The organism is Flavobacterium frigidum (assembly GCF_048286795.2).
In genome coordinates this window covers 1-22,915 of the sequence record NZ_JBLVPT020000007.1, presented here as the reverse complement: position 1 = coordinate 22,915, position 22,915 = coordinate 1, and the positions used below count along the sequence as shown (strand labels likewise).

19 protein-coding genes are annotated in these 22,915 nt (G+C 35.3%); 4 read left to right on the top strand and 15 right to left on the bottom strand.

From position 1 onward, the window contains the following. Nucleotides 1-199: 199 nt before the first annotated feature. Nucleotides 200-2,263 carry a M13 family metallopeptidase gene (locus tag ACNQGB_RS09100; protein ID WP_417945301.1) on the top strand — a complete coding sequence of 688 codons (2,064 nt, stop codon included), beginning with the start codon at nucleotides 200-202 and terminating at the stop codon, nucleotides 2,261-2,263. A gap of 105 nt (nucleotides 2,264-2,368) precedes the next feature. On the opposite strand, the gene ACNQGB_RS09095 is transcribed toward ACNQGB_RS09100, so the two are convergent. The 6 genes from ACNQGB_RS09095 to ACNQGB_RS09070 are packed head-to-tail and all read right to left on the bottom strand — an operon-like array spanning nucleotide 2,369 to nucleotide 10,382. After that, complete coding sequence (locus ACNQGB_RS09095) at nucleotides 2,369-4,315, bottom strand: S9 family peptidase (RefSeq protein WP_417945303.1); 1,947 nt, start codon at nucleotides 4,313-4,315, stop codon at nucleotides 2,369-2,371. 30 nt (nucleotides 4,316-4,345) lie between these two features. Then, nucleotides 4,346-5,269, bottom strand: coding sequence for a DMT family transporter (locus ACNQGB_RS09090; RefSeq protein WP_417945305.1), 924 nt, complete (start codon nucleotides 5,267-5,269; stop codon nucleotides 4,346-4,348). Between the two features lies 1 nt (nucleotide 5,270). Next, nucleotides 5,271-6,074 (bottom strand): SDR family oxidoreductase, encoded by an 804-nt coding sequence (locus ACNQGB_RS09085; protein ID WP_417945307.1) that lies wholly within the window; start codon nucleotides 6,072-6,074, stop codon nucleotides 5,271-5,273. A gap of 10 nt (nucleotides 6,075-6,084) precedes the next feature. After that, complete coding sequence (locus ACNQGB_RS09080) at nucleotides 6,085-8,475, bottom strand: M28 family peptidase (RefSeq protein ID WP_417945309.1); 2,391 nt, start codon at nucleotides 8,473-8,475, stop codon at nucleotides 6,085-6,087. Nucleotides 8,476-8,505: 30 nt separating this feature from the next. Next, entirely contained in the window at nucleotides 8,506-8,856 is a 351-nt protein-coding gene (locus ACNQGB_RS09075; protein WP_309757735.1) for a hypothetical protein, read from the bottom strand. Then, entirely contained in the window at nucleotides 8,853-10,382 is a 1,530-nt protein-coding gene (locus ACNQGB_RS09070) for a GNAT family N-acetyltransferase (protein WP_417945311.1), read from the bottom strand. Before ACNQGB_RS09070 ends, ACNQGB_RS09075 begins: the two co-directional genes overlap by 4 nt. A 186-nt stretch (nucleotides 10,383-10,568) precedes the next feature. Between ACNQGB_RS09070 and ACNQGB_RS09065 the strand changes: the two genes are divergently transcribed. After that, nucleotides 10,569-10,892: a single-stranded DNA-binding protein gene (locus ACNQGB_RS09065; RefSeq protein ID WP_417945312.1), complete on the top strand. Its 324-nt coding sequence runs from the start codon at nucleotides 10,569-10,571 to the stop codon at nucleotides 10,890-10,892. A gap of 111 nt (nucleotides 10,893-11,003) precedes the next feature. On the opposite strand, the gene ACNQGB_RS09060 is transcribed toward ACNQGB_RS09065, so the two are convergent. From ACNQGB_RS09060 to metG, 5 genes are all read right to left on the bottom strand, one after another. Then, on the bottom strand, nucleotides 11,004-11,903 hold the full coding sequence (locus ACNQGB_RS09060) for a histone deacetylase family protein (RefSeq protein WP_417945314.1): 900 nt from the start codon (nucleotides 11,901-11,903) through the stop codon (nucleotides 11,004-11,006). Between the two features lie 80 nt (nucleotides 11,904-11,983). Continuing rightward, a complete protein-coding gene (locus ACNQGB_RS09055) occupies nucleotides 11,984-12,613 on the bottom strand; it encodes a CatA-like O-acetyltransferase (RefSeq protein ID WP_417945315.1) in 630 nt (209 codons plus the stop codon). 177 nt (nucleotides 12,614-12,790) lie between these two features. Beyond that, the gene (locus ACNQGB_RS09050) at nucleotides 12,791-14,059 is read right to left on the bottom strand and encodes an OmpA family protein (RefSeq protein WP_417945317.1); all 1,269 of its coding nucleotides are present in this window, start codon (nucleotides 14,057-14,059) and stop codon (nucleotides 12,791-12,793) included. A gap of 312 nt (nucleotides 14,060-14,371) precedes the next feature. Then, nucleotides 14,372-15,016: an HAD family hydrolase gene (locus ACNQGB_RS09045; protein ID WP_417945331.1), complete on the bottom strand. Its 645-nt coding sequence runs from the start codon at nucleotides 15,014-15,016 to the stop codon at nucleotides 14,372-14,374. Between the two features lie 125 nt (nucleotides 15,017-15,141). Next, nucleotides 15,142-17,214 carry a methionine--tRNA ligase gene (gene metG / locus ACNQGB_RS09040; protein WP_417945319.1) on the bottom strand — a complete coding sequence of 691 codons (2,073 nt, stop codon included), beginning with the start codon at nucleotides 17,212-17,214 and terminating at the stop codon, nucleotides 15,142-15,144. 211 nt (nucleotides 17,215-17,425) lie between these two features. On the opposite strand from metG, the gene ACNQGB_RS09035 reads away from it, so the two are divergent. Then, nucleotides 17,426-17,596 carry a hypothetical protein gene (locus tag ACNQGB_RS09035; protein WP_417945321.1) on the top strand — a complete coding sequence of 57 codons (171 nt, stop codon included), beginning with the start codon at nucleotides 17,426-17,428 and terminating at the stop codon, nucleotides 17,594-17,596. Nucleotides 17,597-17,698: 102 nt separating this feature from the next. Here ACNQGB_RS09035 and ACNQGB_RS09030 read toward each other — a convergent pair whose 3' ends face one another. Next, on the bottom strand, nucleotides 17,699-18,037 hold the full coding sequence (locus ACNQGB_RS09030; RefSeq protein WP_417945322.1) for a HepT-like ribonuclease domain-containing protein: 339 nt from the start codon (nucleotides 18,035-18,037) through the stop codon (nucleotides 17,699-17,701). After that, nucleotides 18,006-18,335 (bottom strand): nucleotidyltransferase family protein, encoded by a 330-nt coding sequence (locus ACNQGB_RS09025; protein ID WP_417945324.1) that lies wholly within the window; start codon nucleotides 18,333-18,335, stop codon nucleotides 18,006-18,008. The genes ACNQGB_RS09030 and ACNQGB_RS09025 overlap by 32 nt, the downstream gene beginning before the upstream one ends. Before the next feature lie 404 nt (nucleotides 18,336-18,739). Here ACNQGB_RS09025 and ACNQGB_RS09020 point away from each other — a divergent pair, with 404 nt between their 5' ends. Then, nucleotides 18,740-19,279: a DMP19 family protein gene (locus tag ACNQGB_RS09020; RefSeq protein ID WP_417945326.1), complete on the top strand. Its 540-nt coding sequence runs from the start codon at nucleotides 18,740-18,742 to the stop codon at nucleotides 19,277-19,279. Between the two features lie 120 nt (nucleotides 19,280-19,399). Here the strand turns inward: ACNQGB_RS09020 and ACNQGB_RS09015 are convergent, their stop codons facing one another. Both ACNQGB_RS09015 and ACNQGB_RS09010 read right to left on the bottom strand, forming a co-directional pair. Further along, nucleotides 19,400-21,007, bottom strand: a complete 1,608-nt coding sequence (locus tag ACNQGB_RS09015) for a DUF1501 domain-containing protein (protein ID WP_417945327.1) — start codon at nucleotides 21,005-21,007, stop codon at nucleotides 19,400-19,402. Nucleotides 21,008-21,019: 12 nt separating this feature from the next. After that, the gene (locus tag ACNQGB_RS09010) at nucleotides 21,020-22,858 is read right to left on the bottom strand and encodes a DUF1800 domain-containing protein (RefSeq protein ID WP_417945329.1); all 1,839 of its coding nucleotides are present in this window, start codon (nucleotides 22,856-22,858) and stop codon (nucleotides 21,020-21,022) included. Between the last annotated feature and the right edge of the window lie 57 nt (nucleotides 22,859-22,915).

Genomic DNA, 22,915 nt, shown 5'->3' with positions numbered 1-22,915 from the left:
CGGGTTTTGTTATTATTCAAATTAACACAAACTTAGTGTACCAAACTCCTTGAAATAAGTAGCTCGTGATTGTAACATTTAACATTAAACCTTTAGGAAGTTTTTTAGTCTAAAAGAGGGTATTCCTAAAAAATAGATTTTAACTAAAATCAAATTATTTATTAATAGCTTTGTTAAGATAACTAAAAAACTAAAAAAAATGAAAAAAAACAACAATAAGCAACTGCTTTTTGTGATTCCTGCAATGATGGCTTTTGCAGTGAGTCAAGCTCAGAATGCTTCGGCAGCTAAAGAACCGGGAATAAATGTAAATTACATGGATAAAAATGTAAAACCAAGCAACGATTTCTTTCGTTATGTAAACGGAACTTGGTTAGACAACACCGCTATTCCTGCTGATAGAACCCGTTGGGGAAGTTTTGATGAATTGCGTCAAAGAACAGATGCTGATGCGCTTGCTATTTTAAAAAAGGCGGCTACAAACCCAACTTACAAATCAAATACAGATCAAGGAAAAGCGATCAATTTATACAAGTCGATTTTGGACACAGTTGGTCGTAACAAAATGGGAATTGCGCCATTGAAACCTTTCCTTAAAAAAATTGATGCAGTTAAGAATGCTAAAGATCTTGAAGCATTATTGATCGAAATGGAACCTATTGGCGGAATTGGATTTATGGGTGCTGGCGTAGGTACTGATGCTAAAAACAGCAGCCGAAATGTAATTAATGTAGGTCCCGGAGGCGCAGGTTTGCCAGACAGAGATTATTACGTTTCTGAAGATGCTGATTCTAAAGAAAAACGTGCGAAATATGTACTTCACGTTGCGAAAATGCTACAATATCTTGGTGATAAGCCAGCCGTAGCACAAGCAAATGCTGAGAAAATTTTAGCCCTTGAAATTGCAATGTCTAAACCAAGATTAGACAGAGTAGAGCGCAGAGACCGTCGTAAGTCTTACAACCCAATGACTTTGGCTGAGTTGAGTAAATTAACACCATCGATCAACTGGAACACCTATTTTACTAAAATTGGTTTGGCGAAAGTAGATACTGTAATTGTATCACAACCTAAATACATGGTGGCGCTTGAAACTATGTTGAAAGAAAACAAAGTTGACCAGTGGAAAGCTTACATGCGTTGGAGTTTATTGAACAGAGCATCAAGCCAATTGTCTACAGATATTGAAAATGCAAACTTTGAATTTTACGGAAAAACCTTAACGGGTGCGGTAAGCCAAAGACCTCGTGACGAAAGAGCACTTCAAACGATCAATGGAACGGTTGGAGAAGCTTTAGGAAAATTATACGTAGAGAAAAAATTTCCGGCTGAGGCCAAAGCAAAAGCAGAAAAAATGATCAAAAATATCTTCTTAGCTTTCGAAAATAGAATTAACAATTTGTCGTGGATGTCTGCTGAAACTAAGGTAAGCGCATTGGCTAAATTGAACAAATCCAGAATAAAAATTGGGTATCCTGACAAGTGGAAAGACTATTCTGCCTTGACTATCAAAAGTCCACAAGAAGGAGGAAGCTATTTTACAAATGCTTTGAGCATGGCCAAATGGCGTTTTGAAGAAAATATTGCTGAGTTGAACAAACCAGTTGATAAAGAACGTTGGGGCATGTCACCACAAACAGTAAATGCCTATTACAACCCATCAAACAATGAGATTGTATTCCCAGCAGCTATCCTACAACCACCTTTTTACAACTATCAAGCTGATGAAGCTGTAAATTATGGCGGAATTGGTGGCGTTATCGGTCACGAAATTTCACACGGTTTTGACGATTCAGGATCGCGTTATAATGCTGACGGAAATTTAGTAGACTGGTGGAATGCCGAAGATTTGAAACAATTCTCGGCTTTAACAGGAGCTCTTGCCGCACAATACAGCGCATTAGAGCCATTGCCTGGGACTTTTGTAGATGGTAAATTTACACTAGGTGAAAACATTGGTGATTTAGGTGGTGTAAATGCAGCTTATGACGGTTTACAATTGTATTTGAAAGAGAACGGAAATCCTGGCTTGATTGACGGATACACGCCTGAGCAGCGTTTTTTCATTTCTTGGTCAACGATCTGGCGTTCAAAAATGCGTGATGAGGCCTTGAAAAACCAAGTAAAAACAGATCCACACTCACCAGGAATGTATCGTGCATACGTGACTTTGCAAAACATTGATACTTTTTATCAAGCTTTTGATATCAAAGAAAATGACGGGATGTTCATTGCACCTGAAAAACGTGTGAGAATCTGGTAAGAATCATTATAGCATAAAAAAATCCCATTCGCTTTGAACTGCGCCCAAATAGTGTCTAACTTTTTGGGTGCAGTCTAGTTATCTGAATGGGATTTTTTTTATTGTTTATTTTACTAAATATTCCTGCATGAATCGAATTACAGCCAAGCGTTGAAAATCGATATTTGGTTTCTTTTTAAATCCATGTCCTTCATCTTTTGCTTCAAGATACCAAACCGTGTTGCCCTGAGCTTTTAGTTTATCTCGCATCTGAGTTGCTTCAGTCACAGGAACTCTGGGGTCATTAGTTCCTTGAATGATAAACAATGGTTTTTTAATCTTCTCAATATTGTTTAGAGGAGCCATTTTTTCGAAAAAAGCAGCCATTTCCGCCTCTCTTTCATCACCATATTCCGCTCTTCTTAAATCTCTTCTGTATTCTTCGGTGTTTTTCAAAAAGGTATTGAAATTTGAAATACCTACAATATCAACGGAACATTTTATCTTATCCGCATAATGGAACGCTGTGGCCAAAGTCATATAACCACCATAACTTCCGCCCATAATCATAACTCTGTCTTTATCTAATTCAGGTTGTTGCCCAATCCAATCCAATAAAGCGCCAATATCCTTTACGGAATCCTCTCTCAGAAAACCGTTATCTTTAGTTAAAAAAGTTTTCCCAAAACCAGAAGAACCTCTTACGTTGGGATACAGCAAAGAAACACCCATTTCACTAGTGTAAAAATTATTCGAACCTAAGAATGAAGCCAAAGATTGCGCTTCAGGACCGCCATGAATCATAATTATGACAGGTCTTTTTCCTTTGAATTTTGGAGAAGCGGGATAGTAAAAACCAGAAATTTTTAAATCATCGAAACTTTTCCATTCAATGAATTTCGGAACTGACATGTCCGATTGTTGCATTTCACCAAGTTCACTTTCTGTCCAACGTTCTATTTTGCCCGTTTTTGTAATTAATTTATAAACATCAGATGCAGATTGGGCTGTAGATTGTGTGAAGAAAACATGCTGATTGTCCTTTGTAAAACTAGCTCCGCCTATTAGTCCTACGGGAATATTTTTCACCTCTTTGTACGATTTTGTATTGGCATTCATTAAATACATTTTGTTTAATCCTGCTTCGTTACTGACAAAAACGATTGATTTTTTATCTTCGGATAAAGTATAAATCTCTATGTTCCATGGGATATTCGAGGTGTAATAAGATACTTTTTTGGTGTCTAAATTAATTGTGGCCAGTCGCTGAAATTCGTTATCCTTGTCGGTTATGAACCAAATCTCATTATTAATATTTGAAAAACCAGCACCAGTTTGTGTTACACTTTTTATATTTCTATCAGTAACTTCGGTTAATTTACCGGTTTCAATATCTAATAACCAGATATACGATTCGTTTATAGAAATAAATTCGCCGATAAGTAGTTTTTTATTATCTGATGAAATGTCCTGTATGCTCCATCCGCCACCTTTTACCTGAAAAATTAACTTTTCAGATTTAGGATTGTTTGGATCCATATAATAAATATCTCTATCTCCTCCATTTTTTTTGGTGGAAGAATAATAGAATCCTTTCCCGTCTTTTCGCCAAGTTACGTCTCCATTTTGGGATCTTCTCCCATCCGTTAATAGCGTAGATTGGAGTGTTTTTAAATCAAGTTTGAATAATTGACCAAATTCATTCCCTCCAATGTCTTTAGAATAAATTAAGTATTCCCCTTTTGTAGGTTCGTAAGTGGCACCACTCACAGGTTCGTCAAAAAAAGTAATTTGAGTTCTGGCTCCCATAGGCTGGGTAACGCGGTGTAATTGTGAAGTTGAACCAAACCGGGTGTTAATGATAATGTCATTTTTTGTAGGATGGATTTCTGCCAAAGAAGCACTTCTTGATTCCGAATACTTTTTCACCTCATTGGCAAGTTCTTTGGGTATTTCTGCAATATTTTCCGTAATCAAATTTTCATTTGGAACCACAGTATCTTTCTTGCGTTGCCCGTGAACGGCAAATTGAGCAAGAACGGTTGTCATTAAAAAAATAATTTTTAGCTTCATAGTTTTTAATTTTATTAGGTTGATATTATATCATTTCCGTCCTTTTCGCAACGAATAATTCACCAAGTACAATCCAAATAAGGTGACTCCACCACCAATGGCTATAGCAGCATTTAATGTTTCGCCAAAGATTGCTGCACCGAGTAAAACCGCAATAATGGGATTAATATACGCATAAACACTACTAATTTCGGCAGGAAGATTTTGAAGTGCATAAATAAAGGCAATAAAAGTAAGTACAGAACCAAAAACAACTAAATACGCTATCGACCACCAGGAAATTGCTGGAATCGCAGTTAAACTCACCGAGGTTCCTGTTGCACCATTATAGGCAAAAAGTAAAATACTAGATATAAACATTTGTAATCCCAAACTAAAATAGGGATTAAAACTAGCCGCTTTTTTCTTGGTGTATAAAGAACCAAATGCCCAAGTTAGTGTGGCTATTAAGGATAAAATAATTCCGAATCTAAAATCAGGAATCATGAAATCACTCAAATGATCGTAAAAAATCACACATATACCTCCAAAACTGACAATTAAACCCATAACCGTTAATCGCGCCAATCGCTCTCCTCTGAAAAAAGTAATAATAACGATCCACAAAGGTACAATAGCACCAATAATTGCTCCCAGCCCACTACTGATGTATTTTACGCCCCAAGTACTGAGGCCGTTGCTTAAAACAAAATTAACGATACTCAAAATAAATATGGTTTTCCATTGTTTCCCTTTGGGCCAAGGTGTTTTTTTGAATAAGAAAAAGGCAATATAAATAAAACCACCGATAAATTGTCTAATAGCTGCCAGTTGTAGAGCAGGCATGTGTTTTACGCCTTCCTTTGAAGCAATCCAGGTAGTTCCCCAAAAAAAACTAATCCAGCACAAAGCCAAAATAGGCAGTCCAATTGCACTAATTCTTGACGAAATGGCATTTTTAATTTTAGTTCTCACATTACAAATTTGGTTGTGTAAAAGTATACTTTAAAACGGTTTCTAAATAATCGCTTAAAATTATTTTTCGATTAGAATTGCTATCAGTGGTGAATTTGGGCAAAGCCAAATTCAATTCGACAGCCTTTTGAGTGTAATATTCCGCTCTAGTAGGATGATACGTTGTAACTGCATTTAAAGTTTCGCCCCAAACCTGTTGAGACAAAATAGCGTTTATTATTCCTATGCAATCTTCTTGATGAATTAAGTTTATGGGCGCATTAGGATTTTCTAGATTTTCGCGACCTGCTAGGAATTTTACGGGATGACGATCCTCGCCAATTAGCCCACCAAAACGAAGTATTGTCGTTTTAAAATTGATGTTATTTTGCAATAGTTGTTCCGTTTCCAGTAATTGTTTGCCGCTTTCAGTAGCAGGTCTGGCAATTGTTTCTTCAGTAACAAATGCATCGTCATCATTATAAACTGAGGTTGAACTGATGAAAAGCACTTTTTGAACAGCTGATTTTTCTATAAACGGAATGATATTTTTAATCTTAGAAACAAAGTTTTCCGTTTCTGAGCCACGAAGTTTTGGTGGTACATCGATAATAAGAATCTCAGAATCAGCGAGAAATTCAGTTAGGTTTCCAATGGTCTTATTTTCTGAAAGTACAATTAAAAAAGGTTCGATTCCTGCATTTTCTAATACCGCTATTTTCTCTATAGAAGTAGTCGATCCGGAGACTAAATACTCATTTTTCACTAAGGCTTTCGACAAAGGCAAGCCCAACCAACCACAACCTAAAATGCTAATTTTTGTCATTATGAGTTTGTTATTCGGTTTTTAAGCTGTCAGCTATTGTCGTTTTTTGGAATTTTTGAACTTGGTTTGGGATCCATTTTTCTACTACTAGAACAACAACAGGACTTGCTTTAATTTTTTGTCTAATGACCACTGCATCGTTTAATACAAAAGGAGTTGGCATCATCCAGTTTTCTCTTTTCTCTATTTTAAACAATGGATTTGTCATTAAATCGAATGAACTTTCCATTAATTCCATATCCAAAACGGTAGCAATATTGATGTTAAATTGTATTTCTAAAGGAGCATTATTCACCACATAATAACTTACTATTTTTTTGCCCTTGCGTTCGTACAAAGAATTTTTTTGACTTAATGTAGTCACACCATTAGCAATAAAATCGTGGATAGCCATTTTTTCATTGGCAAAAATATCGTATCTATTTACGGTTCGATTTGGGGTAATTTTTATTTTCAAATATCTTTTATTTCCTTCTATACGATCTTCAAGAAATGTTATGGTTGGTGTTGCAAGATTTTTTTTCGGCGCTGGGGTTGCATAGGTAAATCCAGAATTATATTTACTAAACAGTGGATATTCATTTAAAGCCGCAGCATCTTTTGGATTTTTACCCAAATAAGCTTTGGTCCACGAATCGAGATTTTTGTCATAGGTTGCCCAATTGGCTTTGCCTGTGTCAGCGTTGTAGAGATACAATAAACTGTTGGATTTGGCTTTTCCATACTCATAACCGGATTCTGAATGTGTTTTTGCAAAGAAGCAAATAGCTAATACAAAAAATAGTACCGACCACATTCCCTTTTTGGCGAAAGCCCCAAAAACTGGCAACAATAATCCGAAAGTCAAAACAGTGAGAATAGCACTTCCAAACAGTACTTTTAATCCCAATCCTACTGGAAACATTTGGATAAACGGAACGATGATAATCAAAGCAGGAATACTACAAATGAGATTTAGGATTTTATTGGATCGTTGAGTTACAATAAAAACACCAAAAATAAATAGGGCTAAGAAAACGGGAATAATTAAAAATCCTGCTCCTTGCAAACGAAAAGCAATAGCTCCATTAATCAGTATCCACAAAAACAATGGTGCTACATAGTGATTCATAGTAACTTTATTTGCTGAGAATCGATTGTAAAAGAGAAAACAAATCGCTAAAGAGAGCAACACAAATGCAGCGATGTAAGCGTGCCCATTGTATGTAAATCCATTAAGTAAATCGTTGTATTGCGGATAAACGGCCAATAGTCCTTTCCAACCGAAAAAGGTAAGTGATCCAGCAACTAGTAAAGCTCCTATAAACGGTATAAAACCGGTCAGAATTTCGCGGAATGATAAAATTCGCTTGGCTCTTCCTAAAAATAAAAGAAAGATAAACAGTACTATTGCAACTGCCATCATGGGTAAAATCCAACTAAAAGGATAACTGATGAACGTAAAAGGTATGGTGAAATAGATGTAATCTTCGTTAGCTTTAGTTGTGCTTAAATCAGCATTTGAGAAATATTTTAATAATGGCATCAAATAAGAACCTTGATGTGCTAGTGTATTTTTATCTAAATGGTTGCTGTCATCTTGTGCCGTGTGGTAATTGTAATGATCGTCAATAAAAGCAAAATTGTAGCCTTGAATATTTGCTTGCTCTCTAAAAACAGTCAAGTCAGTATCGTTAGGTAGCATTTTATAAATGCTGTACATCAAGGAGTTTGATACTGGAAAAGTGGCATTAGCAGCAGCAAATTCTTTTACTAATCCTGCATTGCCTGCATTGGTTTCCATCAGCATATAGCTGGGTCCAGAAGAACCTCGCGCCTCAAAGTTTAGCACTAAACCTACTTCTTTCGCCCACTGATGTTGCGTTACAAAAAGTGCAGCTCCATTTAATCCTAGTTCTTCAGCATCCGAAAACAGAATTATAATATCGTTTTTATGCGGTGTTTTAGCATATAAAAAAGCCCGAACACTCTCTAGAATAGTGGCAACACCAGAACCTGCATCACTCGCTCCTTTAGAAAAGGAATGTGGTGCACTATCATAATGCGAAAGCAGCAATAAGGATTTTGCAGTATTAGTTCCTTTTATTCGTGCCAGAATATTTTTTGATTGCACGAGATTTCCCCAATTGCTTAGCGTATAACCCTGCTGAACTGCGGTCTCCAAGCCTAATTTATTCAGTTCTTTTATAAGATAATCAGCCACTACTTCGTGTTCTTGTGAACCTACATAATGTGGTTTTTTTGAAATTGCTTCCACTTGCATTAAGGCACGTTTGGTAGAAAATTCTGCAGGAGGAGCAGCCTCATCTGAGGTCCAATGGGGCATCATAGTAAAGTAAATTAATCCTAAAATTACTAGGATGAATAGGCTTGAAAAAATTGGGGAATAATCTTTTTTCATTTTGGTTGGTTAGTTTTGGGGTTGTGGTATTTAAATGTCTTTTTTGACTAGCATATAGTAATCATTATCTAAAACCATGTAGCCCTGGTCGTAGAGGAAATAATAGGTATTTCCTGTTTTGGTTTTTAAAATATTGGTAAAAAAATCAAAATCAAAACCTTTGCTTAGGAGTTTAGCCCGAGTGGTTTTAGATTTTCCTTCTACATTTAGTTCGGATAGAATGCGGTAATTTTTGCGCAACTTATTGTTGATGTTGCGCATAAAATTAGTACTATCTTTATTTATTTTATTGTTGTAAGCGTTGCGACAGCCGTCACTACAGAATTTTTTGTCCTCACGACCTACAATTTTTTCTCCACATTCTAAACAGGTTTTATTCATGGATTTATTTTTTTGATATCGTACAAATCAGTTCTACGATCTTTAAGGATGCGAACACTTCCGTGCTCATGCAATTCTTTTAGTAAGTCTAAATCGACATCTACAATGAGCGTCATTTCAGTATTTGGAGTGGCTTCGGCTTTGATTCCGTTACTAGGAAAAGCAAAATCTGATGGAGTAAACACAGCTGATTGTGCGTATTGAATATCCATATTGTTTACCTTAGGAAGATTCCCCACACAACCCGCAATAGCCACATAACATTCGTTTTCGATGGCTCTAGCTTGCGCGCAATGCTTTACTCTAGTATAGGCGTTTTGTGTATCTGTTAGGAAAGGTACAAATAATATATTCATGCCTTCATCTGCTAATAATCGAGATAGTTCTGGAAATTCGACGTCATAACAAATCATAATTCCTATTTTTCCACAATCGGTATCAAATGTTTTAATTTGCGATCCACCCGTCATTCCCCAATGTTGCACTTCGTTTGGAGTAACGTGAATTTTAGCATACATCTCTGAAGTTCCATCTCTTTTACACAAGAAACCCACATTGTATAACGTACCATTTTCTAGGAAAGGCATACTTCCTGTAATGATATTGATGTTGTAAGAAATGGCTAATTCCTTAAATCGTTTGTGAATAGGGTCTGTATGTCGTGCCAGTTCTCGGATTGCCTCAGCTTCAGATAAATGGTTGTAATCAGCCATAAGCGGAGCAGTGAAAAGCTCTGGAAATAAGGCAAAATCACATCCGTAACCGGAAACTACATCAATAAAAAACTCGCATTGTTCAAATAAAGCATCTAGATTATTCAATTGACGCATTTGCCACTGGACTAGTCCCAATCGAATAACACTTTTTGCGAGGTTAATTAATTTTGGACTTTCGTCGTAATAAATATTATTCCATTCCAATAAAACAGCAAATTCTTTTGAATCCATATCGCCTTCTAAGTAATTTTTCATTACTCGGATGACGTGGAAATCGTTACTCAACTGAAAAGAAAGAACAGAGTCATGCAACTCTTTTCTTTTTACTTTTTCGATATAATTTTTTGGAGTTAGCGCAGCAGAGTGCTTGCCGTAATTAGGGATCCTTCCTGCAAAAACAATGGCTTTAAGATTTAATTGTTCACACAACTCTTTTCGAGCATCATACAATCGGCGGCCTAAGCGCAGTCCACGGTAATTGGGGTGTATAAAAATATCAATTCCGTACAAGACATCTCCTTTTTGATTGTGGGTCGAAAAGGTATATTTCCCAGTAATATCTGAGTAATTATGATTTTTATCTACTAAACTTTCATCAACAATTAGCGATAATGCAGAGCCAACAACTTTTCCATCTACTAAAATTACCAATTGACCTTCAGGAAAAAGGCTAAGTAATTTTTCGATATGATGTTCTCTCCAGTAAGAACCTACCATTTCAGGATATGACTCTACCATTGAGTTTTTAAGTTCTTTGTAGTCGTCAAACTCTAGATTTCGTAGTTCTACTTTGTTTATTTTGGCTTGCATAATAATTTGATTTTCAACAAATATAATTATTTTTTAGCCATTTACAAACGGTTACAAATAGTTACAACCGAAAGTAAGTAGTTAGTAACCGCATACAGTTTTGAACCTGTCGCATCTTTGCCCTGTTGATTCGAATGAACGATTTAACAAGGTAACTATAAACACTAATATTTAAATTTACACGCCATGAAAAACAGAGTACAATTAATTGGAAGAGTAGGTCAAGATCCAGAAGTAAAAACATTAGAAGGAGGCAAAAAATTAGCCACCGTAAGCATCGCCACAAATGATGTCTATTACAAAGAGAACGGTGATAAAGTGGAGCAAACGGAATGGCACCGCGTTACGGCTTGGGGAAAAACTGCTGATATTATTGAAAAATATGTTGTCAAAGGAAAAGAGATAGGAATAGAAGGCAAGCTAACACACAGAAGTTACGACGATAAAAACGGTGAAAAGCGCTATGTGACCGAAATTGTTGCAAATGAAGTATTGCTTTTAAGTAAATAATAATGAGATTATAAAGGCACGAAATTCTTCATTAGGAGTTCGTGCTTTTTTTTATTGCACAGCAAGAAGCAGTCGTGAATTTGAGCGCAAGTATCCAAGTATTAAAATAATTTAGAAAATACTTTTTGCAACTCTGTACGTATTGGCATGCGCCTCGATAATTGTTTTGATATTAGGCGAGTACCCACCACCCATAGAAACTTGTACCGGAATTTGATGTTTTGCACAAAGCTTAAAAACCAATTCATCTCTTTTTTTACAACCATCCAGCGAGCAACTTAATTTTCCTAATTTGTCTGAAGCTAAAATATCAACACCTGCTAAATAAAAGATGAAATCAGGTTTTTGTGTTTCGATTAATTTTGGAATTATAGCGCCAATAGTTTTTAGAAACACATCATCAGTTGTTCCATCATCAAAGGCGATGTCTAAATCAGAAGTTTCTTTTTTGAACGGATAATTGGTTTTGCCATGCGTAGAAAATGTGAACACATTTGGATTGTTTTGAAAAATTTCAGCCGTTCCATTCCCTTGATGCACGTCTAAATCGATGATTACTATTTTTTTAGCCAGTTTATGATTCAATAAAAATTGAGCAGCAATGGCTTGATCATTCAACAAGCAAAAAGCTTCTCCGTGATCTGTAAAGGCATGATGTGTGCCGCCTGCAATATTAAACGACACTTTGGTATCGAATGATTTTTGTGCTCCTGTAATGGTTCCTTGCGCAATTATCAATTCTCGTTCTACCAATTCTTTTGAAAGCGGAAAACCAATTTTTCGAGCTGCTTTTGTATCTAATGTGAGTTGCAGTAAATCATTCACATATTCAGTGGTATGAATAGCCAAAACGGGAGCTAAATCACACATTTCAGGTTCGAAAAAATCAGCTGCAGAGGCAGTTCCTTCATGAACTAATTGCTGGGGGAGCAATTCATATTTCAGCATAGGAAAGCGATGTCCCTCGGGCAACGGATGCTGATAAATAGGATGAAATGCTATTGGAAACATAAATATTTTTGAGCTAGTGGTTCTTCAGCAGAAGTAGAAGATAAATAAAGCGAAATGTTATTCTGAAAGAGTCTAATGTTTTATTGATTCATTATTTCTTGAAAATAATCGACAAATTGTCCCAAATGCAAGCCATCGACTAGTCCATGATGCACGTGAATTGACATGGGCATGGTTCTTTTTCCGTTTTCATTAATTTTCATTTTTCCAAAAGAGATTTTAGGACAACTATCGGGAAAAGTATAGCTTCTGGCATGTGACAAGGAAGTGAAATCGAGCCAGGGAATAGCCGAAAAATGGATCACATTATCATCCTCAAAAGTTCGGGTAAATAACCCGGTTGTAGTTTGTATTCTTTCTATTTCTGCTAATGCATTTGCAGTAAAAATTTCAAAATCAGGGTTAAATTCGATTAAAGAAAACCCAAAACTACCGTCACTACGACTTATTGTTGCCGATGCATTAATTTGTTTACAAACAAATATTTGATCTCCCGAAATTCTATAGCGAAAAGATTCAGTAGCATTAACCGCTACTAATGTATTGTGTAAATAATAGATGAAAAATGAAGTGTTTAGTGATTTTGCAGTAGCATAAGCTTGCGTGCAATCGATCTCTACAGTTGCACCAAAAAATGGTTCTTTAAATTGTCTAAAAAAATGAAAATGTTCTTTTCTGGACCAGTTTTCAATGTCTAAAAGGGTTTTCAAAATGGGATGATTTTATTTTTTTCAAAAGTACTTCTAATCTTTGAAATCTAAAATTCAATTTAAAGGAACTTTTATTAAATCTAAGCGATTAAAATTGCAGTAGACTAAAATTAAAAAGACATAAAAAAAGCCCTAAAAGAAATTTCTTTTAGGGCTTTGTAGTATGAAATAAGGAGCTTATTTTATTCTGAAAGTAACTCTTCTTACTAATTTTCTAGCTGCATCTGAATCTTTTTCAACTGAAGAATCTTCACCAGCTGCTATAACGTTTAATCTTGAAGCACTAATATTTGCTTTAATTAAAGTTTCTTTCACACTGTTTGCTCTTGCAGTTGACAATTTATCATTGTACTCTGATCTTCCTAATTCGTCAGCATGACCAATAATATCAACTGATGCAGAAGGATTGTTTCTTAAATAAGTCAAGATAAAATCGATTCCTTCAGTAGATACATTAGTTGGAGTAGATTTATTGAAATCAAAATAAGTACTTACATACCCTTCGTTGATTAAGTTTTTGATTAATGTACTATTGTTTACGATAGATGATTTATCAGAATTTTGTCCGTAAGTCTTAAGCAAATAGCTTTCTAATTCGTCAGGAACATTATTGTTGTTCAAATCAATAGATTTACCTTTTGAGTCAACCATTACACCACCGATAGTGTTAGGCTCTTGATCTAGGTAATCAGCAACACCATCTTTGTCAGTATCCAACATTGATGTTTCAATATCAGCAATACGTTGTCTCAAGTTTTCGATTTCGCTATAATTATCAATTACCCAGTCAACATGTTTTTCATTACCTCCTAAGTAAACAGTTAAACCTACTGTACCATTAAAAAGTACACCACCAAAACCAGGAGATCCTATTGTGCTTGCACCATCAAAAGTACGGTTTTGTTTTGCATTAAGAATTGTTGTAAAATCTCCAGTCAATGCAATTCTATTAGATAATTTGATTTGACCAGTAACACCAGCAATAAAATTACCAATTCTATCAGTTCCTGAAAAGTTATCAGATTCACCAAAACCTAATCCAAAACCAGCATGACCTAATAAACCAAGAGTGTTTGTCCAAGTTTCAAAGCTCATGATTCTTCCTAAGTTAGCAACTGCCTGTAAGTCAGCTCTGTAGTATTTAGAATCAAATCCTATTGAATTTTCACCTTCTTTAAAACTGTTATATCCAAAATCAGCTTTCAAACCAAATTTGTTATTGAACATATAACGCACACCTAAATCAGCTACATAAGCACTAGTAACAGCAGTTCTATATCCAGCAGTCATAGGTCTCATCGGTTTGTTTAAACCTCCAGCTAATTCAATAGACCATTTGTTGTAATTATTTTCTACAGCAACCTCTTTAGTTTGTGTAGTCTCTGTTTGTGCACTCATTGTTGTTAATGTAGATGCAAAAACGAACGTAAGAATGATTTTTTTCATTATTTTTTTATTTAAATTCATAGCAAATTTACATCACTTTTTTTGTTTAAAATATCACATCAGTTAATTATACAAACATTCCTCATAATCTTGTAAATAAGTAAAAATTTGTTCCTTGACAATGTACTTTTTTAAAAGTATCATATAAATAATGTTAAAAAACCAAGCTGAATGAGCTTTTATAACGCTCGCAATTTAGTTTTTATAAATAAATAGGGAATAAATAGAGTGAAAAATGGTTTGCCATGACGCATTTAGGCATACGATTACAAAGGAATCAACCTGTTTTATGAGTTGTGTTTTGTTGCTATTTTAGTGTTCTAGCTTTTTTAGTACTTCGGTTATTTTTTCGAAAGCACTGAAGTTTTCATGTTCTACTTTGTGATCAATTTTTTCGTGCGCCCAGGTCGTGTGAAACGGAATATGAACAGCATGTCCGCCAATGGCTAAAACAGGTAACACATCTGATTTTAGAGAATTTCCAATCATGAAAAATTCTTCAGGTTGTATTTCGAGACGTTTAATTAAATCAGAATAATCAACTTCTTGTTTATCTGACATCACCTCGATATGGTGAAAATAATGACCCAAACCCGAATTGTGTAATTTTCTGCGTTGGTCTAGTAAATCGCCTTTAGTGGCAACTACTAATTTGTATTTTCCGTGTAAAGCTTCCAAAGTTTCTTCGACACCATCCAATAAAACAATTGGCTTTTCTAGTAATTCTTTTCCGTATTGGATAATTTTTTCGATGATTTCAATCGGAATGGTATTGTTCGAAATGGTCATCGCCGCCTCTATCATAGAAAGAATATAGCCTTTGATTCCGTAGCCGTACAATTTTAAATTGTCAATTTCGACTTTAAATAATTCTTTAGAAATGCCTTGGTGGGACAAATAGTCTTCCATCAAACCACAGAATTTTTGCTCGGTTTCATCAAAATACGTTTCGTTGATCTATAAGGTATCATCGGCATCGAAAGCAATTACTTTAAGGTTCATATCTGATTTATTTTACCGCGAATTCGCTAATTAATATAATAGGAGTATATATTAATTAGCGAATTCGTGGTTGATTTTTCTTAATTTATCGTCTCTCCATTGGCAACTCCATCCGTATCCGGATTTACAAAAACCAGTTTTCCTTCGGCATTCGTTGTCATCAAAATCATGCCTTGACTTTCTACGCCGCGAAGGTTTCTTGGAGCCAAATTCACTAAGACAGTAACTTTTTTACCTATAATTTCTTCAGGTTTAAAACTCTCTGCAATTCCTGAAACTATGGTGCGAACATCAATTCCGGTGTCTACTTTCAAAATCAAAAGTTTGTTGGCTTTCGGCATTTTTTCGGCTTCCAAGATAGTTCCTGTACGAATATCCATTTTAGCAAAATCCTCAAATTGAATCGCTTCTTTTTGTGGTTCAGTCATTGCGAGGGACGAAGCAATCTCTTCCTTATTAGCCGTTTTAGTTGCTTCCAGTTTGTCTATTTGTTTTTGAATTTCTTCATCTTCAATTTTGGCAAACAACAATTCCGGTTCTCCAATTTGGTGACCAGCCGGAATCAAATCAGAATTTTGAGCAATAGTATTCCAGTTCAACGGACTTTCTATTTTTAAAATTCTTGATAATTTTTTAGCGGTAAAGGGCAAGAATGGTTCGCAAAGGGAGCTCAAAGCAGCTGCAATTTGCAACGCCACATACATTTGAGTTTGTACGCGCTCTGGATTGTCTTTGATAACTTTCCAAGGCTCTTCATCTGCCAGATATTTATTTCCTAAACGAGCCACATTCATTAATTCGCTCAACGCTTCACGAAATCTGTAACGCTCCAGTGAACTTGAAATCACAGCTGGATAGGCTTTCAATTCGGTTAAAGTTGCTTCATCGACAGCTGAAAATTCATTCGAATGAGGTACAATTCCGTTGTAATATTTATTAGTCAAAACCACGACGCGATTAATGAAATTACCATAAATCGCAACTAATTCATTATTATTTCTCGCTTGAAAATCTTTCCAGGTAAAATCATTATCCTTAGTTTCCGGAGCATTCGATGTTAAAGCATAACGCAAAACATCCTGCTGATTCGGGAATTCTTCCAAGTATTCGTGCAACCAAACCGCCCAGTTTTTAGACGTAGACAATTTATTTCCTTCTAAGTTCAAAAACTCATTGGCAGGAACATTATCAGGCAAAATATAACTTCCTTCGGCTTTCAACATCGCTGGAAAAATCACGCAATGAAAAACAATATTGTCCTTCCCAATGAAATGTACCAGTTTTGTTTCTTGATCTTTCCAGTATGGTTCCCAATCTTTTCCTTCGCGCAAAGCCCATTCTTTCGTAGCCGAAATATAGCCAATCGGTGCATCAAACCACACGTATAATTTCTTTCCTTCAGCACCTTCAACTGGAACATCAATTCCCCAATCTAAGTCGCGAGTTACCGCACGAGGCTCTAATCCGCCGTCAATCCATGATTTTACTTGACCGTATACATTTGGTTTCCAGTCATTTTTATGTCCAACGAGAATCCATTCTTTCAAGAAATCTTCATAACGATCCAAAGGCAAAAACCAGTGTTTCGTCGCTTTCATGATTGGAGTTTCTCCTGTAATTGTAGATTTTGGATTAATTAAATCCGTAGCATTCAGCGTAGAACCACATTTTTCGCATTGGTCACCGTAGGCTTCTTCGTTACCACATTTTGGGCAAGTTCCCACCACAAAACGGTCTGCCAAGAATTGATCTGCTTTTGCATCATACAATTGCTCGGTTACTTCTTCAATAAAATCACCTTGTTCGTACAGTTTTCTAAAAAATTCCGAAGCCGTATCATGATGAATTTTAGCCGAAGTTCTGGAATAATTATCAAACGAAATTCCAAAATCAGAGAACGATTTACGGATAATACCATCATATTTATCGATTACTTCCTGTGGCGTAATACCTTCTTTTTTGGCTTTCATAGAGATCGCCACACCGTGTTCGTCGCTTCCGCAAACAAACAAAACGTCTCTTCCTTGCAATCTTAAATATCTGGAATAAATGTCCGATGGCACGTAAACACCCGCCAAATGCCCAATATGAATCGGTCCGTTCGTATACGGCAATGCCGCGGTAATCGTATATCTTTTTGGATTCTGTATCATGATTCAATTTTATTGAATGCAAAAATAAGCAATAGAATTTTTATTTGAAGCTATTTCCCGCTATACGTTGCAATCTTATTGTTTTTAAAGAAAAAACAATAAGGATTTTCACTGCTATCGGGGCTAGGGATTTATTGGTGAAAGACGTTTTTTGGGATAACATAAAATGATTATCTACATTTGTAACTGTAATTAATGAAGACTGTAAACCATGCCCAAAGGACCCGAAAAAAACACCAAAAATAAGGCTTTACATACCAAATTGCTCAATCGGAAAAAGGCTAAGCTTCAAGAAGAGAAAGCAGCAAAAGCATTACGCTTGAAGGCATTGGTTACAAAAATGAATCAGAAAAAGAGTAGTGACAAATCTGATGATATTTAATCTGTAGCGTATTTAAATCTGTGTTAATCATTGTAATTTGTGGCTATTTTTTGTCTGGAACAAGAGCTGTCTACATTTTGCTTTAAATGGATCAAGTGGATGCTACTTGTAGTTTTCTAAATTCTCAATCTCTAATTTTAATTTTTCTAAGTGACGATTAAGAATTGCCCAAACTATTGAATTGTCAATGCTGTCATAAGCGTGAACCAAACGATTACGGAAACCAATAATTTGATTGCCATTTTCAATTATAAAAATATTTTCAGTCTGTCTTAATTTATTTAATGCTTCCCCAATAATTACCAGCTGCCTTTCAACGGCACTTTGAGTTTTTCTGTCTTTGTCATACATATTGAAATCGGTAATCTCAAAAGTAAATTCGCGAATTAATGTTATCGCCATTAAGACATCAGAAAGATACTTTTTGCTCTTTTCCGTCATAAAGTAAAATTTTTGTAGCGTCTATATTTTTTCTAAGAATTGGATTTTTAATGGATGAAATGGTCAATAAATCAACTTTTCTTTGAAAAAATTCTTCTAGTTTGTCCCAAATATCCATCAAATTTTCCCCACGTTCGATAGGGTCTTCAGTATCAATTTCGATTAATAAATCAATATCACTGGATTCATCATTGAAATTTTCAGTCACAGCAGAACCAAAAGCATAAATATTTTTAACATTATGGCTTTTGCATAATGTCAAAAATTCAGCTAACTTTATTTGTATGGACTCTTTCATTTTCATATTGCTAAGATAACTTATTTTTTTAAAAGATAGTTTCTGTTTTTATAGATAACACATCCAGAAAGAGAGGTGCTTTTTTATCTTTGTAAAAGTAATTAAGAGTAGTATGATTTATGCCCAAAGGACCCGAAAAAAAACACCAAAAACAAGGCGTTACACGCCAAATTGCTTAATCGGAAAAAGACTAAACTTCAAGAAGGAAAAGCAGCAAAAGTATTACGCTTGAAGGCATTGGTTACAAAAATGAATCAGAAAAAGAGTAGTGACAAATCTGATGAGATTTAATCTGTAGCGTATTTAAATCTGTGTTAATCATTGTAATCTGTGGCTAAAAAAAAACATTTCGATTCCTCAGTATTTTACCCGAAATTTGTACCAAACAGTCTAACACAAAATCTATGGAATTCGGTAGAATAATTATCTCAGAAACCGCCTCAAACAGCGAAAATCCACAAGATGTCATCCACTCTAATATTTCAGTAATTAACCTGATGCGCGAGGAAAAAATAGATGATGATTTAATTCATGAAGACGCGCTGATGAGTTATTATTTAGATTATTACACTTCCCAATACACTGAAGGTAATTTTGCGCAATTTGTCTACAATTCGGGTTGGAATAAAGAATTAAACGAGTTGATAGAAGAAGGTTTGACTTTGATTGGTGCTGAAAAGCATTTGGAATTGTTTCAACAACAATCCAAAAAAGTAAAATTAATGAGTAGTGTAAAACTCAATAAATTCTTAAAAGGAAAACTGGAAGGCGTAAACCCAATTAGAGATTTGCTGAATAACGACACTTTTTTTGAAATAGAAGAAAATATAGTTGCTTTGAACGCTAATTTCTTAAAAACCCATCCCGATTTAGAAGTGCTTACTGTAGATGAAATGTTTGAAGTTTTAGAAGAGTTTGTAGGTCATGAGATTAAAAGGGAGTAGTTATTTTACATAGAAAAAGTACAAATTAACGCGGAGAGAGTTAAAGTGTACCTTAGAGAATCCCTGTGTTTTAGCTTGTTTTATTTATGAAGTACGTTAAAAATTGCCATTCTTAATTTATCAAGACACAATCGCTTTGGTGTGGAATTTATAGTTGTTGTATTCTATTTCTAATATGTAGATTCCAGATGCCAAGGTATTATCTGGCGAAAATGTTAAAGTATTTCCATACACTTTGAACGATTTCTGGAAGACTTTTGTTCCTTGAATCGTAAACAACTGCACATTTACGTAATCACTTAAACTATCTTTAAAATTAATATTGATAGTATTGTTTGTAATTGGATTTGGATAAACAACAAAAAAGTGTTCATTTTCATAAGAAACAGTATCTAAAGTTGCAGTTTTGAACAGGGCTAATTTTGTAAAAGTGCCACCCAAAACTTCCGCAGTTTGTGCTTCACTCATACACAACCAATCTTGCATAATCGAGGAATAAATTTGTCTAAAGTCAAACTGCATAGCAATTTGGTCAGAAACTGTTGCGTTCAATGGTATGTTTGGTGAACTGCCGATCATACCTGAAACTGGATTTTGAGCTGTTATAGAACTAGATCCTGTATTCAAGGCGGCTCCGAAGAAAATCACAGGCGCTCCAGCTCCATGATCGGTACCAAGACTTCCATTACTTTTAATTCTTCGACCAAATTCACTAAAAGTCATTCCTGTTACTAAATCTGACTTCCCCATAAGTTCTAAATCTTGTTGAAATGCATGAATTGCCTGCGATAAAATACTGAGGTTAGTAGCATGAGCGCCTTTGGTCTTATCGGCAGCATCTACTTGACCACTGTGTAAATCAGATGTATTAGGATGATTGACAATGTAAATAGGAGTTTGTAAGCCGCCGTTAATTAATTTGGCAACAATTTTTAATTGATCTCCTAATTTATTAGCGCTGGGATATGTTGCGGTTTGTGACTGAGCAGTATTAAAAGCAGCTTGTATTGCAGTGCGATATACATTGCTTTGGTCTTTCATTAAACGTAAAAAAGTCAGCTCCGTACCGTAATCAGAATTAGGTGCGGGATCTGTAATTTGATTAATAACGTTCAAAAGTGCATTTGGATCTGGAGCATTATATCCCATATTAATAGTAGGTCCTTGCAACGAAAAAGGCAAAGTAGAACCTATTTGAATAGCCAATGGATCCGGCATGGCGCTATTAGGATAACCAATAGGAAAATTAGGATATATGGTGTCTAGCGATCGTCCTAGCCAGCCACTATCAAGAGTTTGATTGCTATTAGAAGCTGTAAACCAAATATCAGTTGCTCTAAAATGACTGAAACTCGGATTGGGATAGGACACCCCTTGAACAATCATTAATTTGCCATTATCATGCAAATTTTTCATTTCAGACATTGCAGGATGTAGGCCAGTAGTTGCATTATTAGCCAATGGCAGAACAGAACTTTGGTTCATCAATATATTTGAACGTGCGTTATTTAAATTTGTCCATTTATCTAAAGGGAAAACGGTATTTAACCCATCGTTGCCCCCATTCATTTGAATGATAACTAAAATTTTTCCGCAATTTACCGCTGCGTTTGCCAAAACATCTAATGCGTTACTTTCAATCGAAGCTGATGCCATTACTGGAATTCCATTCAAAGCTAAAGGGATCGATGCTAACGCACTTGTTTTTATAAAACTTCTTCTTTTCATAACTTCAAAAGGTTACATTAATTGGTATTCAGCAAGTTGAGTAAGTGTAACTAGCAAAGATTTCAATCTTGTTTTTACACTATTTTTGTTGGTAGTGTTTGAAGTATCACTGAGATAAAGTGACCAAACTGAAGTCCAGTAATTATTCGTTGTTTGATTGGAAAGCAGTGATTGTATTTTTATTTGTTCCTTTTGAGTACTACTAATATCAATTGGTAATAAAAATTTTATGCATTCCGAGACAAGTAAATCGGGGTCAGCGCAAATAGCAGGATCAAATTGTTGAATAAAACCTATCAGATCTACTTCGATACGAGTTGTGAGCGAGTTGTAAGTAAGATTGTAACCGTTAAAAAGTCTATTTAAGAAATCGAATCTTTTTTGTGTGGTACTGGAATTGATCCAATATTCATGAAAAGATGGATTTTGATAAAAAGCAACCCAACCGGAAACATTTGGAATTTCCCCCATTGTTTGTTCTAAACCGCTTAAAACAGTATTGTTGAAGTAATTCCAAACTCTGTATTGCGCTTCAAAATTAGTTGCGTCTGTAACCGTATAATTCAATTTAAAAGTCCGCAAACTACCAATGACCAGATCAAAAGGCGATTTAATGTAAACGCCTCTATTGGCCATATCATAAAAATGTTGGCTTTTGAAAAGTTGGTTTAGTACCGGTGCGATTTCCCAGTTGTTAGCCACAAATGTTTGTGCTAATGGCCTAATGATGTTTGTCTCTATAGTAGCATCAATATCATAATAGATAAAATAGCGGTATAATCGGCGGCAAATATATTCTGAAACTACTTGTGATTTTGTGAAAATCATATCAATCAAAGCATCTAACTCTGAAGCACCAGCGCTGTTAATGACGGTATTGTTAAAAAACGAGGAAAACTGCTTATTGCTCGTGTCATGAAAATTGATATCAAAATTAGTGCTGGGTGTTGCAGTATTTAAGTTGACCACTCTCCATCCTGTTAAAACTTTTGCTGCTTGTATCACATCAACTTCAGAATACTGGCTTAATGGGTCTTTTCCTAAAGTAAAAAGCTCCATAAGCTCTCGTGCAAAATTCTCATCTGGAGATGTTTTTGTATTGGCTTGATTGTTTAAATAGTACATCATGGCGGGCTGTGTAGCCATTTTTCTAATCAGTGTTTTGTAATTTCCAAGCGGATTATCTCGAAACATTTTCATGTAGGAGTACAATATGCGACTTGAATTACTGCCCGCATATGAAAATGGTGCACTACGCACGGTGTCGAAATCTACTGGAATAAAATGATACCAAAACCAAGTCATTTTTTCCTTAATAGTCACATTTTGATCACAAGCTAAACCAAAATTCCACTGTGTTAATGAATCTATTCTTCTCGAGTTAGTGGTATTGGTTCCGGCAGGTAATGGGTCATTTGTCCAGTCAGCACCGTAGGGCAAGTTGCTCTCATCTGGCGAATAATTATTGTATGAATTTACGGGAGGCGAAGGCGCAGTAGTACTGATGTTCAACACAGCATTGACTGCGTTTGTCATATTTAAAGCTAGTAATGCATCTACATCATTTTTTTTAAAACCATAACCAGTACGTTTTAGTAAATGCAGTACCTCTTGCTTGCCCCAACTACCGCTGTAGGGATTTAATCCACTGTTAACAGGAACTACTCTATCAGTAAAGCCAGATTTTGTAGCGCTTTTAACGCTTTGATATCTTCTGCCTGTGAATATTTTTCGGGAATATTTTTCAAATAATGGATCTTTAGGGTCCTGATTTATTTTTAATTTACTAAATATTAACACTAGTGTCCAATTAAAATAAGTTGAAAACCAGCTGGTTAGTATTATGTTCATTGACATTATTGTAATCTGATTTCATAAGTAGTTCATTTATAGATGTTTTTTCGAGTA

Bases quoted from the DNA above. Each gene is read 5' to 3' on its own strand.
- ACNQGB_RS09025 (WP_417945324.1), bottom strand. From the start codon at position 18,335: ATGAAAGAGTCCATACAAATAAAGTTAGCTGAATTTTTGACATTATGC.
- ACNQGB_RS09100 (WP_417945301.1), top strand. From the start codon at position 200: ATGAAAAAAAACAACAATAAGCAACTGCTTTTTGTGATTCCTGCAATG.
- ACNQGB_RS09010 (WP_417945329.1), bottom strand. From the start codon at position 22,858: ATGAACATAATACTAACCAGCTGGTTTTCAACTTATTTTAATTGGACA.
- metG (WP_417945319.1), bottom strand. From the start codon at position 17,214: ATGATACAGAATCCAAAAAGATATACGATTACCGCGGCATTGCCGTAT.
- ACNQGB_RS09075 (WP_309757735.1), bottom strand. From the start codon at position 8,856: ATGAATAAAACCTGTTTAGAATGTGGAGAAAAAATTGTAGGTCGTGAG.
- ACNQGB_RS09050 (WP_417945317.1), bottom strand. From the start codon at position 14,059: ATGAAAAAAATCATTCTTACGTTCGTTTTTGCATCTACATTAACAACA.
- ACNQGB_RS09095 (WP_417945303.1), bottom strand. From the start codon at position 4,315: ATGAAGCTAAAAATTATTTTTTTAATGACAACCGTTCTTGCTCAATTT.
- ACNQGB_RS09065 (WP_417945312.1), top strand. From the start codon at position 10,569: ATGAAAAACAGAGTACAATTAATTGGAAGAGTAGGTCAAGATCCAGAA.
- ACNQGB_RS09060 (WP_417945314.1), bottom strand. From the start codon at position 11,903: ATGTTTCCAATAGCATTTCATCCTATTTATCAGCATCCGTTGCCCGAG.
- ACNQGB_RS09015 (WP_417945327.1), bottom strand. From the start codon at position 21,007: ATGAAAAGAAGAAGTTTTATAAAAACAAGTGCGTTAGCATCGATCCCT.
- ACNQGB_RS09035 (WP_417945321.1), top strand. From the start codon at position 17,426: ATGCCCAAAGGACCCGAAAAAAACACCAAAAATAAGGCTTTACATACC.
- ACNQGB_RS09020 (WP_417945326.1), top strand. From the start codon at position 18,740: ATGGAATTCGGTAGAATAATTATCTCAGAAACCGCCTCAAACAGCGAA.
- ACNQGB_RS09080 (WP_417945309.1), bottom strand. From the start codon at position 8,475: ATGAAAAAAGATTATTCCCCAATTTTTTCAAGCCTATTCATCCTAGTA.
- ACNQGB_RS09085 (WP_417945307.1), bottom strand. From the start codon at position 6,074: ATGACAAAAATTAGCATTTTAGGTTGTGGTTGGTTGGGCTTGCCTTTG.
- ACNQGB_RS09070 (WP_417945311.1), bottom strand. From the start codon at position 10,382: ATGCAAGCCAAAATAAACAAAGTAGAACTACGAAATCTAGAGTTTGAC.
- ACNQGB_RS09030 (WP_417945322.1), bottom strand. From the start codon at position 18,037: ATGACGGAAAAGAGCAAAAAGTATCTTTCTGATGTCTTAATGGCGATA.